A 17395-nucleotide genomic window follows, 5' to 3' on the forward strand; every position below is an offset into this window, starting at 1 on the left:
ATTACCATGTCCGCGCAGCCCGCCCCGTGCCGGCCTGCCCGCTTCCCCCCAGGATCCTGCAATGCGCCACCCGCCCCGACCGGCGCCTGCCGGTCCCGCCCGTGCCCCGCGTTCACCGGCCATATGCCGGGCCCGGAGCCCCCGATGATCACCGTTGGCCTGTCGACCCTGGGCTTCTGCAGCCTCGGCATGCTGTCGGCGATGTTCTCCGCGCTGGCCTTCTATGCCGCCTCCCCGCACTGCCGCTGGCCACGCCTGCGCCGTGCCGGGCGCCTGGGCCGGCAGATCGGCCTGGTCGCTGCCGTCGCTGCGCTGTGGCTGTGGATGGCCGAACTGGGCTTTGCCGCCGGCCTGGTGGCGATGCTGTGCACCTGGATGCTGGCCGCCATGCTGCTGCCGGCACTGGCCGCGTGGCACCGCCCCGATGTGGAGCTGCGCTGATGTGGTCGCGCGCACTGGCCGGCATCTTCGCCGGCTTCTTCCTTGCCGCTGCGGCGACCGGCCTGGTCGCATGGCTGCCGCCGGGGCCCTGGCAGAAGGCCCTGGTGCCGAGCCTGATCGCGTTCGTCCCGTTGTGGATGCTGGCCGCGCTGTGGGCCTTCAGTTTCCGCAGCCCGTTGCGCGCCTGGCTGACCCTGGCCGGTTGCGCGGCCCTTGGCTTCGCCGTACTCGGCCTGCTGCGCCTGGCCGGCGCAGTGCAATGAGATCGACCGCATGAAATTCAGTTCACAGACCCTGCGCACGTTCACCACCCTGCACACCTGGGTCGGCCTGGTCGCCGGCTTCGGGCTGTTCGTGGCGTTCTATGCCGGCGCACTGACCCTGTTCCACCATGACCTCCCGCTGTGGCAGACGCCTGGCGCGGCAACCGCATTGCCGGCCGGCCTGGATGACGCCCAGTACCTGCTCGACGACGTGCTGGCCACGCATGCGGAAGCGCGTCGCCACGTCGGCATGACCTTCCCGGGCGCCGATCATCCGCAGCCGCTGGCCTACTGGCAGGCCGAAGACGGCAGCTGGCGCTATGCATGGCCGGGACAGACCGGCGGCAGTCCGACGCCACCGCAGACCGGGCTGGCCGAACTGGTCAACGAACTGCATTACAGCCTGGGCCTGCCGGTGGCCGGGATCTACGTGATGGGCATCGTCAGCCTGCTGTATGGCATGGCCCTGCTCAGCGGGCTGGTGATCCATCTGCCCAAGCTGCTGGGCGATCTGTTCGCGCTGCGCCCGGGCCGCAATCTCAAGCAGCAGTGGCAGGACGCGCACAACGTGATCGGCGTGCTCAGCCTGCCGTTCCACCTGATGTTCGCGGTGACCGGCGCCCTGCTCTGCCTGGTGTTCATGCAGATGGCGGTACTCGATCCCCTGATCTACGACGGCAAGGCGCTGCAGGCGGTACCGACGGCGATGGATACCGCGCCGCTGCGCGAAGCCAGTGGCATCCCTGCCGCACCGGGCAGCCTGCGCGAACTGCACGCGCGGGCGCTGGAAGTGGCCCGCGCGCAGGGCGTGGCCAACTTCGAACCGGCCTACCTGAAACTGGCCAATGGCGGTGATGCCAACGCGACCATCGAAATCACCGGCGAGGCCAGCGGTACGCTTGGCCCGCTCGGCGCTGTCGCGCTGGATGTCGAAAGCGGCCGCGTGCTGGCCAGCCAGCTGCCTGGCCAGCGCGATGCCAATCACGCCACGCTCAGTGCCGCCTACGCCCTGCATTTCGGCGAGTTCGGCAACGGCGTGGTGGTCTGGCTGTACTTCCTGCTGGGCCTCGGCGGCGCCTTCCTGTTCTATTCGGGCAACCTGCTGTGGATCGAGTCGCGTCGCAAGCGCCGTCAGCCGCAGCAGTCGCGCGCGGCCGTCAACATGGCGCGGGCCACGGTGGGCGTCTGCATCGGCCTGTGCGTGGCGATCTCGGTGGCCTTCGTGGCCGCGCTGGTGCTGGAGCGGGCAGCGCCTGCCCAGGTCGATCACGGCATCCGCTGGGCCTGCTTCGTGACCTGGGCGGCTTGTGCGCTGTGGGCAGCCCTGCGCCGCCCGGCACAGGCGGCGCGCGAACTGCTGTGGGCTGCGGCGATCAGCACCGCGCTGGTGCCGCTGGCGCACGGCGCCCTCAACGGTGACTGGCTGTGGTTGGCCGCCGCACGCGGCCACTGGCCGTTGTTCTGGATCGATGCGATGGCACTGGCGATGGCGTTTGGCTTTGCGCGCTTGGCGTATGCGAGCCAGCGCCGGGCCCGCAACGGTGACCCCAACAGCGTGTGGGCGAACTGACCAAGCCCGCTCGCAGCACGCGGGTTTACATGGCTTCCACGTAGCGGGCCACTTCGATCAGGTTCCCATCCGGATCACGGAAGTACACCGACTCGATCGGCCCAAGCGCTCCGGTACGCGGCACCGGTCCTTCTTCAATCGTCACCTGCTGGGCCTGCAGGTGGGCCAGCACCGCCTGTACGCCCAGCGGGGTGATCAGGCACAGATCGGCGCTGCCACGGGTCGGCAGCAGCGCGTGGGGCTGCAACGGCGCGCTGGCCGGGTGCAGGTTGATCTTCTGCTGGCCGAACTGCAGGGCGACGCGGCCGGCGCCGAAGCGCACGACCTGCATGCCCAGCACGCGCTGGTAGAAGTCGCAGCTGCGCTCGATGTCGGCAACGGTAAGCACCAGATGGTCCAGGCGGTCGATGATGATCATGCACGCAGCTTAGCGCTGCGTACATGGCGCCGATGTGCGGTTTCAGGCCACAGCGTTTGCCCGTCACCGCCGTACCAGCCCCGGTCCGGAGATGTCGAACCGGTCAGTCGCCGACGCGGGCCTTCTGCCACGGAGCGAGCATGGCGTTGAGCAGGCTGGCCTGCTCATCGTCACCGGTCAGCTCCCACATGAAGACACCGGCCAGGCCCTGCTCGCGCGCGAACTGCGCACGCAGGCCGATGGAGCGCGGATCCTCGTAGCTGATGAAGATCTTCTGCGCCGGGTTGTACAGCCACGGGCTCTGCGCCTGCGGCTGCCAATGCTTCGTCCAACCCGGCTGGTCGAGATAGCGCGCCTTGATCACCCGCCAGTCACCGGCATCGGCCGGCGCGCTGTAGGCCTGGTACAGGCCGTCCGCCGACTCGCCGGTGACCTTGAAGCCGCGCCCGTAGAACGGCACGCCCAGCACCAGCTTGGCCGCCGGCACGCCATGCTCGCGGTAGTACTGCACGGCACCGGCCACGTTGTTCCAGCGCCGCAGCTCCGGCGCCAGCGGGTCGGCTGGCACTTCATGCAGCGGTGCATTGAAAGTCGACACCGCCGAGAAGCCGGTGCCCATGTCGTAGCTCATCAGGTTGATGAAATCGAACACCTTGGCCAACGCGGGCAGATCGTAGCTGGCGGCGGGGTCGTATGGCCCATCGGTCTGCAGACGGCCAGCGGCCAGCGCGGCGGTCAGCAGCATCGGCTGCCCCGCCTTTCTGCCGCGGGCATCCAGCGCCAGCCGGAAGGCCTGCGCAAGCTTGGTCAGGTTGGCACGGTCCTGCGGGCGGTGCGCCAGTTCCTTCGGGCCACCGCTGACGGGGAACTCCCAGTCGATGTCCACGCCATCGAAGCTGCCGGCATGGCGCTCGAAGAACAACGCCATGCACGAATCGACCAGGCGCCTGCGGCTGGTCTCGGTCAGCGCCGCATCGGAGAATCCGCCCGCGCCCCAGCCCCCGATCGAAATCAACGTGCGCAGATGCGGATGCCTGCGCTTGAGCTCGGCCAACGCGGCGAAGTTGGCTGGCGCCTCGGCACCGATCGCACAGCGTCCGTCCTCGATGGTGGAAAACGCATAGAACAGATGGGTGAGTCGTTCGGCCGGGATGCTCGATACCGGATAGCGCTCGGCGGAACCGCCGGGATAGTACGCACCGAAGATCGGCGGTTGCGCCGGTTGCGCCTGCGCGGCAATGGGCAGGGTGCCGGCGATCAGCACTGCAAGTACGGCCAAGGTCTGGCGGAACATGGAAACTCCCGGGTCGAAGGCGCCGCCACGTTAGCAAACAGATCGGCCCGTGGTGCGGATGTCCGTGCATGTCGTCCGCTGGACAGTGGCGTGCCGCTGGAAGCTGACACGGTCGTGGCTGCACAACGTCGAAAGCACTTCGCTGCAGGACAACACACGACCTGCCTGAGCTAAGGTGGCGCTGGATCTTCACTGGCACACGGACATGACCACAGACCACGACGCAGACGGCGAACTGCTGGACGACGAAACCCTCGAAAAGCTGCAGGCGCTGGAGGCCCGCGCCTATGCGGCCTTTGATGCGGGCGACCTGGCTGACGCAGCAATGCTGTTCGGCCAGCTTGTCGAATGGACACCCGACATCCCCCACCTGCACTACATGCGCGGGCTGGCACACAAGTACCTGCGCGAGTGGGCGTTGTCGCTGCAGGACAATCTCCGCTCCGAGCAGCTGCGCGATGAAGTCGATGAGGCGACCGCGTGGAATGCGGGAATTGCCGCCACCGGCGCCGGCGATTGGGCCGAGGCGCGCCGGCAATGGACCCGCTGCGGCATCACCCTCCCCGAGGGCGAAGGCCCGATCAACGGCAATTTCGGTGTTGCCTGTGTTCGCCTGAATCCGTGGTCCAACGGCGAGACCGTGTACATGCGCCGGCTCGATCCGGTACGCGCGCGGCTGGAAAACGTGCCGCTTGCGGAGAGCGGGTTCCGCTTCGGCGACATCGTGCTGCACGACGGCGCCTCCACCGGGCGCCGGACCTACGGCGAGCGCGAAGTACCGGTGTTCAATGCCATGCAGCGCCTGCAGCAGTCGGACATGGCGACCTACGCCGTGTTCGTGCAATGCGGTTCGCAGGACGACATCGCCGCGCTGCGCGCAATGACGTTGCCCGGCATCGGCCTGGTCGAAGACTGGACCCATTCGGTACGTCACCTGTGCCTGCGCTGCAGCTATGGGGCACCTCACCAGCACGATGACGACAGCCACGAGGATGACGGCGGCTGGGTGCGCGAGCGCAATCTCGGTATTGCCGCACAGGGCCGCCCTGCGGTCGAAAAACTGATGTCGGCCTGGGCTGCGGCAGGCACCGGGCGCACGCTCGATGCGATCGAACACCGTGAGCACCCGCAGCAGGATCCGCAGCCGGGCCAGGTGTGGTGGCTGGGTCACGAACAAGCGGACGCATGACGACAGGGCGCTGCAGGCCTTGCGGTACAAGGCCTTCAGAATTCTTCAGGCGTCCTTCCTGCACTTCAGCCAGCCCTCTGGCCGAATCGGCACTCCTTTCGATGGAGTCCGATCATGCGTTCGCCCCTGCCTGTGTCCACCCTGCTGCTGTGCCTGTACGCCCTCCCCTGCATCGCAGGCCCTGCCCACCCTGATCCCGGCCGCATGCGCGCGCTGGAGCAGGCCATTGCCAGCGATGAGCTGAAACAGATCCGCAGCGTGCTGCTGCAGGTTGATGGACAGGTCGTATACGAGGGCTATTTCAACGGTGCCGATGCGCAGACCCTGCACGACGTGCGCTCGGCCAGCAAAAGCGTGACCGCCCTGCTGGTCGGCGCAGCGATCGGCGACGGCCGGCTGCCGGGCGTTCGCGCGAAGGTGTACGACTACTTCCCGGCCTTCGTCGCCCACCACGACGTGGACCCCCGCCTGCGTGGCACCACGGTGGAGGACCTGTTGGCGATGAGCACGCTGTGGGAGTGCGACGACGAGAACCCGTTCTCGGCCGGCCACGAGGAGCGCATGTACGTCGGCGAGCGCTGGCTCGATTTTGCCCTGGCGCTGCCGGTGAAGGGCTTCGCGCCTTGGATGGCGCGCCCGCAGGACAGTCCTCACGGGCGCGCGTTTGCCTACTGCACCGCCAACTCCTTCGTGCTCGGCGCGGTACTGGAACGTGTGACCGGACAACCGCTGGCCGATTACGCAGCCCATGCACTGGAACGACCACTGGGCATCACCCACAGCCAGTGGAACCGTTCCCCCGAGGGCATCGGCATGGGCGGAGGCGGCACACGCTACCGTAGCCGGGACCTTGCCCGCCTCGGCCAGCTCGTGCTTGATGGCGGTCGTTGGCAGGGGCGCCAGCTGGTTCCACGCGACTACGTCGCCGCGATGCTGTCACCGCAGGCAACGGCCGGCGACGGCAGCGATTACGGCTATCAATGGTGGGGCCTGAAACTGACTGTCGGTGGCCAGCCACAGACCATATGGGCGATGTCCGGCAACGGCGGCAACTACGTGTTCCTGCTGCCGCAACAGCGCGCTGTCGCGGTGGTGACCAGCCAAGCCTACAACCGCAGCGTCGCTCACCCGCAGTCGCGCCGCATTCTCACCGAATTCCTGCTGCCGGCGCTGCGCTGAGGTCGGCCAGCCCGGCGGGACGCCAGTCGGCCGCCAGCACCTGCGCACGCTGGCGGCCGATATCGGCATCGATGCGCGCCAGCAGCGGCGCCCAGCCGCGCGCTTCGTGCAGGGACGCAAACAGCGGCGTGGAGCGCAACCACGCCGCATCGCGGAAGCCATCATCGACCGCCTGTTGCAGCGCGGTGACGGCAGCCTCCGGGTCGCCTTGCGCCTGCAGCAGCAGGGCCCGCTCAAGCGCGGCATCGGACCACCCGTCGCCGCGCTGCGCCTGCAACATTGCAAGACGCGAAGCCACCCACTCCGGCGATGCTGCGGGCTGCGCGTACAAGGCCGCCAGCGATTGACCGAGCGATTGCTGTGGACGCAGCTGCCGCCCGCGCTCGAAGGCATCGGCAGCACCGGCGTGATCGCCCGTCAGCAGCGCCAGTTCGCCCTGCAGCCGCAGCAACTGCGGATGTGGCGTGCCGCGTGCCAGCGCCTCGGTCAACGCCTGCCTCGCCCGGCCCGGGTCACCTGCCGCGAACAGACTGCGCGGCCAGGCGATGTTGGCGAAGACGTTGTCCGGATACAGCTGGAAATTGCGCGCGTGGCGCTGCGCGGCCGCGTGAGTGAAACCGAGCAGCTCCAGTTCGCGCGCCACCTGCACATCACGGAAGCGCAGGCGCTCGGGCGCCGTCAATGCAAGATTGGCACGCAGGGCCAGGGCAAGGTGGCCGCGCTCCTGGTGCAGGTAGGCGAGCGAGGCACGGGTGCGCTCGTCGCCCGGATCCAGCGCGATCGCCCGCTCGTATTCGGAAATGGCCTGCGGCATCTGCCCGAGGCAATCGTAGGCATAACCTCGAAGCGCGTACACAGCACCCTCCTGCGGCGCGAGTTCACGTTCGATGTTGGCCAGCGCCAGCCCTTCCCGGACCTGCTCGGGCGATCCATTGAACAGACAGCCCTGCGCGGACAACGCTCGTGACAGACCGCGGCGCGCCGGACTGGAATCAGGGTCCACCTGCAATGCCTGCCGGTACAGGGCGATGGCGCGCTCGTTGTTGCTGGCCTGGCCGATGCTGGCGTAATAGTCGGCGCGCTGCAGCAACGGCAGCGGGCCACCGGCCGCCGGCGTGCGCGGCCAGAACGAGGCGGCAGCGGCGAGAACGACGACACCGGTGCTGGCAAGCCATGGCCATTTCTTCCGGTGCGCGGCAGCGGGCACCGCCGCTGCCGGCGGCGCGATGGTCGGCACTGCACACAACTGATAGCCGCGCCCGCGTACCGAACGGATGTAGCGCGGGCGTCGGCTGTCATCACCCAGCGCCTGCCGCAACAGCTTGACCCGCTGGCTGATCGCATCCTCGCCAACCACTGCAGGTGCCCACACCTGTGCAGCCAGCGTGTCGAAGTCGACAACGTCGTTGCCGTGTGCCAGCAGCACGTCGAACAGGCGCCAGCTCAGCCCCTGGATCGGCAGCACATCGCCGGCGCGGCTGACCCGCTGCGCGGGGCGGTCGATCTGCAGGTCAAGCAGGCGCAGGGTGTCCATGGGTGAAGCATAGCGCCGCGGTACGACGCCGGCAGCGCCGGACGACAGGCAAAGAAAAAGCGGGCCGAAGCCCGCTTTCTCATTCTGGCGTGTCAACCAAGGTTGACACCTACCGTCATCGACCTGCGGTCGATTACTCGGCGGTGGCGCCTTCGCCTTCCTCGACGGCCTTCATCGACAGGCGGATACGGCCCTGCTTGTCGACTTCCAGCACCTTGACCTTGACCACATCGCCTTCCTTCAGCACGTCGCCGACCTTCTCGACGCGGTCGCTGGAGATCTGCGACACGTGGACCAGGCCGTCCTTGCCCGGCAGGATGGTGACGAATGCACCGAAGTCCATGATCTTGGCGACCTTGCCTTCGTAGATGCGGCCCGGCTCGACGTCCGAGGTGATCTGCTCGATGCGGGCCTTGGCGGCCTGGGCAGCGATGGCATTGACCGAAGCGATGACGATGGTGCCGTCATCCTGGATGTCGATCTGGGTGCCGGTTTCCTTGGTGATGGCCTGGATGGTCGAACCACCCTTGCCGATCACTTCGCGGATCTTGTCCGGGTGGATCTTGATGGTCAGCAGGCGCGGCGCGTAGTCCGACAGCTCCTCACGCGGGGCGGTCAGGCCGTGGGCCATTTCGCCCAGGATGTGCAGACGGCCAGCCTTGGCCTGCTGCAGAGCCTGCTTCATGATCTCTTCGGTGATGCCTTCGATCTTGATGTCCATCTGCAGGGCGGAGATGCCCTCAGCGGTACCGGCAACCTTGAAGTCCATGTCGCCCAGGTGATCTTCGTCACCCAGGATGTCGGACAGGACGACGAAGCGATCGCCTTCCTTGACCAGGCCCATGGCGATACCCGCCACCGGAGCCTTCACCGGCACGCCGGCGTCCATCAGGGCCAGCGACGAGCCGCAGACCGACGCCATCGACGATGAACCGTTCGACTCGGTGATTTCCGAGACGACGCGGATGGTGTACGGGAAGGATTCCAGCGACGGCATCACTGCCAGCACGCCGCGCTTGGCCAGACGGCCGTGGCCGATCTCGCGACGCTTCGGGCCCATCATGCGGCCGGTTTCACCCACCGAGTAGGGGGGGAAGTTGTAATGGAACAGGAAGTTCTCTTTGTACTCACCGGAGACGGCATCGATGACCTGGCCATCACGGGCGGTGCCCAGGGTGATGGTCACGATGGCCTGCGTTTCACCGCGGGTGAACAGCGAGGAACCGTGGGTACGCGGCAGGATGCCGGTCTTCACTGCGATCGGGCGGACGGTGTCCAGCGCACGGCCGTCAATGCGGACCTTGGTGTCCAGCACCGAGTTGCGCATGGTGCTGTATTCCAGCTCGCCGAATTCCTTCGACAGCTCGGCCGGGTTCCAGCCTTCAGCGGCAACGCGGCCGGCCAGCGACTCGACCACGTCCTTCTTGATCGCCGAGATGGCGTCGCGACGCTGCAGCTTGTCGCGCACCTGGAAGGCCTCGCCCAGACGCGGGCCGATGGCTTCCTGCAGGGCGCTGATCAGCACGTCGTTCTTGGCCGGGGCCACCCAGGTCGACGGCTTGGTGCCGGCTTCCACGGTCAGTTCGTTGATCGCGTTGATGACCTTCTGCATTTCGCGGTGACCGAAGGTCACGGCGCCCAGCATCACGTCTTCGGACAGCAGCGCGGCTTCGGATTCCACCATCAGCACGGCGTTGGCGGTACCGGCAACGACCAGCTCCAGCTCCGAATCCTTCAGTTCGGTCACGGTCGGGTTGAGGATGTACTCACCGTTCTTGTAACCCACCTTGGCGGCGGCGATCGGACCCTTGAACGGGGTGCCGGCCAGCGACAGCGCGGCCGAGGCACCGATCAGGGCCGGGATGTCACCGTCGATGTCCGGGTTCAGCGACATCACGGTGGCGATGATCTGGACTTCGTTCTTGTAGTCTTCCGGGAACAGCGGACGGATCGGACGATCGATCAGACGCGAGATCAGGGTTTCCTTCTCGGTCGCGCGGCCTTCGCGCTTGAAGAAGCCACCCGGGATACGGCCACCGGCGTAGAACTTCTCCTGGTAGTCACAGGTCAGGGGGAAGAAGTCCTGGCCCTCACGCGCGCTCTTGGCGGCAACGGCGGAGACCAGCAGCACGGTGTCGTCGAACTTGACGATGACGGCGCCACCGGCCTGGCGGGCGATTTCGCCGGTCTCAAGCGTGACGGTGTGCTTGCCGTACTGGAAGGTTTTGGTGATTTTTGCCACGGAGGGTGTCCTTGGGGATGCTGTCTGCGAATGGACCGAGGGCGACCCTTGCCGCCAACGGATGATCGGTCGTTCCGATCTGAAAAAGGTATTGCGGTGCTACAAAACAAAACCGCGGCGCATCGCTGCGCCGCGGGGGATTCGTTGCTTAGCGACGCAGGCCAAGCTTCTCGATCAGGGCCTTGTAACGCTCGACGTCCTTCTTCTTCAGGTAGTCGAGCAGGCTGCGGCGGCGGTTGACCATCTGCAGCAGACCACGGCGGCTGTGGTGATCCTTCTTGTGGGTCTTGAAGTGGCCGGTCAGCAGTTCGATGCGGGCGGTCAGCAGTGCAACCTGGACTTCCGGGGAGCCGGTATCAGCCGAGCTGCGCTTGTTGTCTTCAATGACCTTCTGGGTGTCGATCGACATGTCTTTTTTTCTCTGTGATGCGTGGCCGGCAGGAACGCGCTTTCGCGCACCGCCTGGCTCGCCGTGAACCAACAAATGGATGAAACCCGCCTTCGGCAGGCTGCCGTAAAACGGCCGCGAAATTGTAACGGCCAAGGGGCTTTGGAACAAGGTCCGGGGCTGAACCGGGCTTCTTCGTTCAGAGGTTGAAGCGGCGCTGCGGGGCCAGCAGACCGCCATCATCGACCTGGCCCAGGCCCTGCACCGCCGATCCGGGACCAAACACGGCCACCAGGCCACGCGGCCAAGAGGGGTCGCGCTGGCGCTGGCCTACGCAGAAGCGCTGGACCTGCTCGGCGTCCAGGTCAACCCGGGGGTATTCGGACAGGCCCGCCGCCAGCGGCAGCAGCAGCGCGTCCATGGCGGCCTCATCCTGCGCTTCCACCAGAGCCCTCAGCTGCTCCAGGGTGACCATCGCCGGTTCGTGGAACGGTTCCACCCACAGGCGCCGCAGGGCGCTGATGTGTGCGCCACAGCCCAGCGTTTCACCAAGGTCACGGGCCAGACTGCGGATATAGGTGCCCGAGCCGCAGGTGACCCGCAGCCGCAGCCGCTCGGGTTGCTGCTCCAGAATCTCAATGGCGTGGACCTTGACCTGGCGCTCGGGCGCCTCGATGGCGTCGCCACGGCGGGCCTTCACGTACAGCGGCTCCCCGCCCTGCTTGAGCGCGGAATAGATCGGCGCACGCTGCAGGATGTCGCCAAGCAGCGGCGCGATCGCCGCCTGCAGGGCCTCGGCGCTGATCACGGGCACCGGCCGCTCGAGCAGCACCTGGCCCTCGGCGTCGTCGGTATCGGTGGTCCGGCCCAGCACGATCTCTGCGTCGTAGGCCTTGGCCGAGCCCAGCAGCAGGCCGGCGATCTTGGTGGCCTCGCCGAAGCACAGCGGCAACAGGCCAGTGGCCAACGGGTCAAGGCTGCCGGTGTGGCCACCCTTCTCCGCACGGAACAGGCGACGGGCGACCTGCAGCGCGGCGTTGGAGCTCATGCCGGTCGGCTTGTCGAGCAGCAGGATGCCATCCAGGCGGCGGAACTGAATTCGGGTCATGGCAGGATTTGGTAGAGCCGAGCCATGCTCGGCTGCCGCAGCGCGGCCCGCATGGGCTTCGCGTTGCCGGAATGGAAAGACGCCGGGCATGGCCCGGCGCTACCTTATTCTTCGTCGCCTTCGCGACGCTTTTCGGCGGCCACGGTATCGGGCAGGTCGCGCAGCAGGTTGTCGATGCGCTCGCCACGATCGACCGAGTCGTCGTAGTGGAAATGCAGCTCCGGCACGTGCCGCAGCTTCATCGCGCGCGCCAGCTCCATGCGCAGGCCCCAGGCCAGTTCCTTCAGGCCCTTCACGGCTTCAACCGAACGTTCCGGCATCAGCGCGGTGACGAACACCTTGGCGTGGGCCATGTCGCGGGTGATTTCCACGTCGGACACGCTCACCGAGGGCAACCCGTGTTCACGCACGGCGTTGTGCACCAGGGTGCCGAGTTCACGGCGCAGCTGGGCGGAGACACGGTCGGTTCGATGGAAAGTCTTGGGCACGCGGCAGGCTCTTGTTGGGTTTCGTTGTTGCAGTCTACGGGTTGAAACAGGACCGGCCCGTGAGGGCCGGTCCGTTGCAGCATTACAGGGTGCGCGGCACTTCGATACGCTCGAAGCACTCGATCTGGTCACCCGGCTTGACGTCGTTGTAGGCCTTCACCGCGATACCGCATTCGGTACCGTTGCGGACTTCCTCGACGTTTTCCTTGAAGCGGCGCAGCGATTCCAGCTCGCCTTCGAAGATCACCACGCTGTCGCGCAGGACGCGGATCGGCTTGTTGCGCTTGACCACGCCCTCGATGACCATGCTGCCGGCGACGGCACCCAGCTTGGAGCTGCGGAAGACGTCGCGGACCTCGGCGATACCGATGATCTCTTCGCGGATCTCCACGCCCAGCAGACCGGAGGCCACCTGCTTCACCTGATCGATCACGTCATAGATGATCGAGAAGTAACGCAGGTCCACGCCGTTGGATTCGATGATGCGACGGGCCGAAGCATCCGCACGCACGTTGAAGCCGATGACGGTGGCCTTCGAAGCGGCGGCCGAATTGGCATCCGACTCGGTGATGCCGCCCACGCCGGAGTGGATCACGTTGATGCGGATGTCGTCGTTGGACAGCGCCACCAAGGCCTGGCTCAACGCCTGCACCGAACCCTGCACGTCGGCCTTGATGACCAGGTTGAGGACCTGCTGGCCCTCGCCCTTGCCCAGGGTCGCCATGATGTCTTCCATGCGGCTGCCCGCGGTGGCGACCAGGCGCGATTCGCGGCGCTTGGTCTCACGCTGCTGGGCAACGTCCTTGGCCAGACGCTCGTCGTCGACGACGACGAAGTCGTCACCGGCTTCCGGCACGCCGGACAGGCCCAGGACCTGCACCGGGATGGACGGGCCAGCGAACTCCGGCTGCTTGCCGGTTTCGTCGAACAGCGCACGCACGCGGCCGTACTGGATGCCGCACACCAGGTAATCGCCCTTCTTCAGGCGGCCCTGCTGCACCAGCACCGTCGCGATCGGGCCACGACCCTTGTCCAGCGACGATTCGATGACCACGCCGTTGGCACGACCGTCGTCGACCGCCTTCAGTTCCAGCAGTTCAGCCTGGACCGAAACAGCTTCCAGCAGATCGTCGATGCCCAGGCCGGTCTTGGCCGAGATCTCCACCATCTGGGTGTCGCCACCGAAGTCTTCGGCCACGACCTGCTCGGAGAGCAGTTCGTTCTTGACCCGCATCGGGTCGGCACCGGACTTGTCGATCTTGTTGATCGCCACGATCAGCGGCACACCCGCCGAACGGGCGTGCTGGATCGCTTCCTTGGTCTGCGGCATGACGCCGTCATCGGCAGCCACGACCAGCACCACGATATCGGTAAGCTTGGCACCGCGGGCACGCATCGAGGTGAACGCGGCGTGGCCCGGGGTATCCAGGAAGCTGATGACGCCCTTCGGCGTTTCGACGTGGTACGCACCGATGTGCTGGGTGATGCCGCCGGCTTCGCCGGTGGCGACCTTGGTGCGACGGATGTAATCCAGCAGCGAGGTCTTGCCGTGGTCGACGTGGCCCATGATGGTGACCACCGGCGGACGCTGCACTGCCTCGCCCTTGTTCTCACCCGCCGATGCCAACAGCGCGTCTTCGGCGTCGTTGTCGCTGGCGCGGATCGCCTTGTGACCCAGTTCTTCGGTGACCAGTGCGGCGGTGTCGTGATCGATGGACTGGGTGATGGTGGCCATCACGCCCATCTTGAACAGCGCCTTCACCACCTCGCCGCCCTTCAGCGCGAGCTTCTGCGCCAGGTCGGCCACGGTGATGGTGTCGCCGATCGCCACTTCACGCACGACCGGTGCGGTCGGACGTTCGAAGGCGTGCGGGCCGGAGTTGCCACCGCCGCGCGACATGTCGCGACGGCCGGACGTCGGACGGCTGCCCGGGCGACCACGGTTGTTGCTGTTGTTGCTGTTGCCACGGCGCGCACGATCGGCGGCGGACAAGTGCATCTGACCGGCAAAGCGATCACCCGGGCCACGCTCGTTGCGCGGCGCGTTGCGATTGTTGCGGTCGTCGCTGCGCGGCGGCGCACTACGCGGAGCAGCCGGGGCTGCAGCCGGAGCACGCGGCGGGCGCGGCGCGGTTTCGTCGATCGGTGCGCGCACCTTCGGCTGGCTGGCAGCCAACGCCTCGGCAGCCTTGGCGGCGACCGCAGCTTCCTCGGCCGCCTTCTTCTCGGCCTCGGCACGCTCCTTGGCAGCGACCTCTTCCTCGCGCTTGCGGACGATTTCCTCGTCACGCAGGCGGTCCTTCTCAGCCAGTGCCTGCTGCTCGGCGAGGTTGCGTGCGCGCGACTCTTCCAGCTTGCGCAGGATGTCGGCACGCTCTTCGTCCGGGGTCATCGCGCGACCACCATCGGCCTTGACGTAGGTGCGCTTCTGGCGCACTTCCACGTTCACGGTTGTCTTGCTGCGACCGGAATTGACCGTCACTTCCTGCTGCTTGCGACGGTTGAGGGTGATCTTCTTGGCAGACTGATCAGTCTCTTCCGGGGCCTGCTCGGGCTTGCCATGCGAGCGACGAAGGAAGCCCAGGAGCTTCACTTTCTCGGAGCTGGTCACGACCTGGTCGGGACCGCTGAACTTCATGCCGGCACCAGCCAGCTGTTCCAGCAGTTTTTCGACCGGTGTATTGACCAGTTCAGCAAGCTTGCGGATGGTGGTTTGCTGCGACATTCGGATCCTATGATCTTGTGGGCGCCCCCCCGCATCTGGAGGTGGCGCGGATTCTACGCCCTGATCGGCTCAGGGCCCTGTTCATTGCCGGCTCATTCGCCGCGTTCCAGTCGGGCGATTTCCTCGGCACGCGCGGCCAGGATCAGCGCCGCGGCGCGCTCCTGGTCCAGCCCTTCGATGCCGAAGTCCATGACCTCGTCGGCGGCCAGGTCGGACAAGTCCTCGCTGGTACGCACGCCGTGGCCGGCCAACGCATATGCGGTGGCTTCGTCCATGCCCTTCAGGGACAGCAGGTCCTGCGCCGGCTGGCCGTCCTCCAGGCCTTCCTCGACTGCCAGGGCCTCATTGAGCAGCGCATCGCGGGCACGTGCGCGCAGCTCTTCGACGATGTCTTCGTCGAAACCTTCCACGGCCAGCAGTTCGCCGACCGGTACATATGCAATTTCCTCGACCGTGCCGAAGCCTTCGCTGACCAGGATGCCAGCGATTTCCTCGTCCACTTCCAGCTTGTCCATGAACAGCTGGCGGGCAGAAGCCTGCTCGGCCTCCGACTTGGCGGTCACCTGGTCCTGGGTCATCACGTTCAGCTGCCAACCGGTCAGGCGGCTGGCCAGGCGCACGTTCTGGCCGCCCTTGCCGATTGCCTGGGCCAGACGGTCTTCAGCAACGGCCAGGTCCATCGAATGCTTGTCTTCATCGACGATGATCGACTGCACTTCGGCCGGTGCCATCGCGTTGATGACGAAGTTGGCCGGGTTCTCGTTCCACAGGACGATGTCCACGCGCTCGCCATTGAGCTCGTTGGACACGGCCTGCACGCGCGAACCACGCATGCCGATGCAGGCGCCGATCGGATCGGTGCGGGCATCGTGGGCGAGTACGGCGATCTTGGCGCGGTCGCCCGGATCGCGGGCGCACGCCTTGATTTCCACCAGGCCCTGGCCGACTTCCGGCACTTCCAGCTTGAACAGCTCGATCATGAATTCCGGTGCGGCGCGGCTGATGAACAGCTGCGGGCCACGCGGCTCCGAACGCACTTCGGCCAGGTAACCGCGGACGCGGTCGCCGGCACGCAGGACATCACGCGGAATGCCCTTGTCCTTCGGAATGAAACCTTCGGCGTTGCCGCCCAGGTCGACATAGATGTTGCCGCGCTCGGCGCGCTTGACCACACCAGTGATCAGCTCGCCCACACGGTCGGCCCAGGCATCGACAACCTGCTGGCGCTCGGCTTCGCGCACGCGCTGCACGATCACCTGCTTGGCAGCCTGGGCGGCGATGCGACCGAAGTCGGGGTTCTCGATCTGCTCTTCGATGTAATCGCCGACGTCCACGCCTTCGGCTTCGTCGATGGCGTCCATCAGGCGGATCTGGCGATCCGGCGATTCCATCACTACGTCATCGGCCACCACTTCCCAGCGGCGGTAGGTTTCGTAGTTGCCGTCCTTGTGGTCGATGACCACGCGGGTCAGCACTTCCTCGTCGGGATAGCGCTTCTTCGCTGCCGAGGCCAGCGCGGCCTCGATGGCATCGAAGATCACTTCACGCGGCACGCCCTTCTCGTTGGCGACCGCGTCCACTACCAGCAACAGTTCCTTGCTCATTGGCTCACTCCGCGCGCGGCTTCTTTGCCGCCGGCTCGTTGGAAGAAGAATTCTTGTTCGGCTTCGGACGCTTCGGCGCCGGACCGGTCGGCTTGCTCGGGGCCAGCCCCAGCGCCACCCAGTCAGGCATGATCCGCGCCTTGTCGATGTTGTCGGCCGACACCACCAGTGCGGCGTTGTCGACGATGAAGGTGATGCTGCCCTGCGCCTCGTCGATCGCGTCAATGCGACCCTGCAGGCGACGGCGGTTTTCCTGCGGCAGCTTCAGGGTGACCTTGGCCGATTCGCCGAGGTGACGACCGAACTGCTCCAGGTTGAACAGCGGGCGATCCACGCCCGGCGAAGACACTTCCAGCGTGTAATTGCCGCTGATCGGGTCTTCGACGTCCATCTGTGCGGACACTTCGCGGCTTACCCGCTCACAGTCGTCCACATTGATGATGCGCTCCGGCTGTTCCGCCAGCGGCACGTCGATGTAAAGGCGAAGGGTCGCACCGCCGGGGGCCGGCAGATACTCAACGCCCAGCAGCTCCAGGCCCAGCGACACAACGGTCGGGGCGAGCAGATTCGCGATGTCGGTTGCCTTGTCGCTCACAGCCTGCCTTGATCTCTTGGTTGGGTGCCGGCCTTGGCCAGCATGGAAACATGACGCCCCGAAAACGACGAAGGGCCCGCTGGGCCCCTTTTCCGGAAAGACTCCGGTGACTGGATTCCGGTTGCAACGCGCTGAACAAGCGTGCTGCGGCCCTCCTTCCGGGTGGATCTCCGATGGGGAGCGCCGCCGTCAGGGGTACTTCTAGGCCGCTGATGATAGCCCCTGCACCGCTCTGGTGCAAGGCTGCGGCCGTCCTGAAACCCCTCGCTGCGCTCGCCAGGCATGGCCCGGCGGATCGGCGGAAGCCGCAAAGAAAAACGCCCTCGAAGCAGAGCTTCGAAGGCGCATTCTTTACTT

Annotated in this window: 15 protein-coding genes; 5 read left to right on the forward strand and 10 right to left on the reverse strand. The window is 66.4% G+C overall.

Features of this window, described 5'->3' with window-relative positions; all coding sequences use genetic code 11:
- The first annotated feature begins 144 nt into the window (after positions 1-144).
- The 3 genes from AC07UW_RS16985 to AC07UW_RS16995 are packed head-to-tail and all read left to right on the forward strand — an operon-like array spanning position 145 to position 2274.
- The gene (locus AC07UW_RS16985; protein WP_495212491.1) at positions 145-441 is read left to right on the forward strand and encodes a hypothetical protein; all 297 of its coding nucleotides are present in this window, start codon (positions 145-147) and stop codon (positions 439-441) included.
- Complete coding sequence (locus tag AC07UW_RS16990; protein WP_025876252.1) at positions 441-704, forward strand: hypothetical protein; 264 nt, start codon at positions 441-443, stop codon at positions 702-704. Before AC07UW_RS16985 ends, AC07UW_RS16990 begins: the two co-directional genes overlap by 1 nt.
- Positions 705-714: 10 nt before the next feature.
- A complete protein-coding gene (locus AC07UW_RS16995; RefSeq protein ID WP_218787777.1) occupies positions 715-2274 on the forward strand; it encodes a PepSY-associated TM helix domain-containing protein in 1560 nt (519 codons plus the stop codon).
- A 25-nt stretch (positions 2275-2299) separates the two neighbouring features.
- Here the strand turns inward: AC07UW_RS16995 and AC07UW_RS17000 are convergent, their stop codons facing one another.
- Positions 2300-2692: a VOC family protein gene (locus AC07UW_RS17000; protein WP_025876247.1), complete on the reverse strand. Its 393-nt coding sequence runs from the start codon at positions 2690-2692 to the stop codon at positions 2300-2302.
- Positions 2693-2795: 103 nt separating this feature from the next.
- On the reverse strand, positions 2796-3986 hold the full coding sequence (locus tag AC07UW_RS17005) for a glycoside hydrolase family 18 protein (RefSeq protein ID WP_134832874.1): 1191 nt from the start codon (positions 3984-3986) through the stop codon (positions 2796-2798).
- A gap of 205 nt (positions 3987-4191) precedes the next feature.
- On the opposite strand from AC07UW_RS17005, the gene AC07UW_RS17010 reads away from it, so the two are divergent.
- Positions 4192-5175, forward strand: a complete 984-nt coding sequence (locus AC07UW_RS17010; RefSeq protein ID WP_495212492.1) for a tetratricopeptide repeat protein — start codon at positions 4192-4194, stop codon at positions 5173-5175.
- Positions 5176-5289: 114 nt separating this feature from the next.
- Entirely contained in the window at positions 5290-6354 is a 1065-nt protein-coding gene (locus tag AC07UW_RS17015; protein ID WP_495212493.1) for a serine hydrolase domain-containing protein, read from the forward strand.
- Here the strand turns inward: AC07UW_RS17015 and AC07UW_RS17020 are convergent.
- The 8 genes from AC07UW_RS17020 to rimP form a co-directional block, all read right to left on the reverse strand.
- Complete coding sequence (locus AC07UW_RS17020; RefSeq protein WP_495212494.1) at positions 6323-7888, reverse strand: tetratricopeptide repeat protein; 1566 nt, start codon at positions 7886-7888, stop codon at positions 6323-6325. The genes AC07UW_RS17015 and AC07UW_RS17020 overlap by 32 nt on opposite strands.
- A gap of 133 nt (positions 7889-8021) precedes the next feature.
- The gene (gene pnp / locus AC07UW_RS17025) at positions 8022-10130 is read right to left on the reverse strand and encodes a polyribonucleotide nucleotidyltransferase (protein ID WP_025876239.1); all 2109 of its coding nucleotides are present in this window, start codon (positions 10128-10130) and stop codon (positions 8022-8024) included.
- Between the two features lie 148 nt (positions 10131-10278).
- Positions 10279-10539, reverse strand: a complete 261-nt coding sequence (rpsO, locus tag AC07UW_RS17030; RefSeq protein WP_005410445.1) for a 30S ribosomal protein S15 — start codon at positions 10537-10539, stop codon at positions 10279-10281.
- Between the two features lie 178 nt (positions 10540-10717).
- A complete protein-coding gene (gene truB, locus AC07UW_RS17035) occupies positions 10718-11626 on the reverse strand; it encodes a tRNA pseudouridine(55) synthase TruB (RefSeq protein WP_495212495.1) in 909 nt (302 codons plus the stop codon).
- A gap of 104 nt (positions 11627-11730) precedes the next feature.
- Positions 11731-12114, reverse strand: coding sequence for a 30S ribosome-binding factor RbfA (gene rbfA, locus AC07UW_RS17040; RefSeq protein ID WP_025876229.1), 384 nt, complete (start codon positions 12112-12114; stop codon positions 11731-11733).
- A gap of 82 nt (positions 12115-12196) precedes the next feature.
- The gene (gene infB / locus AC07UW_RS17045; protein WP_495212496.1) at positions 12197-14839 is read right to left on the reverse strand and encodes a translation initiation factor IF-2; all 2643 of its coding nucleotides are present in this window, start codon (positions 14837-14839) and stop codon (positions 12197-12199) included.
- A gap of 92 nt (positions 14840-14931) precedes the next feature.
- Entirely contained in the window at positions 14932-16443 is a 1512-nt protein-coding gene (gene nusA, locus AC07UW_RS17050) for a transcription termination factor NusA (RefSeq protein ID WP_099819062.1), read from the reverse strand.
- 4 nt (positions 16444-16447) lie between these two features.
- Positions 16448-17038 (reverse strand): ribosome maturation factor RimP, encoded by a 591-nt coding sequence (gene rimP / locus AC07UW_RS17055; RefSeq protein ID WP_176020095.1) that lies wholly within the window; start codon positions 17036-17038, stop codon positions 16448-16450.
- Positions 17039-17395: the final 357 nt, after the last annotated feature.

It is taken from the genome of Stenotrophomonas sp. GW821-FHT02D01 (assembly GCF_059421765.1).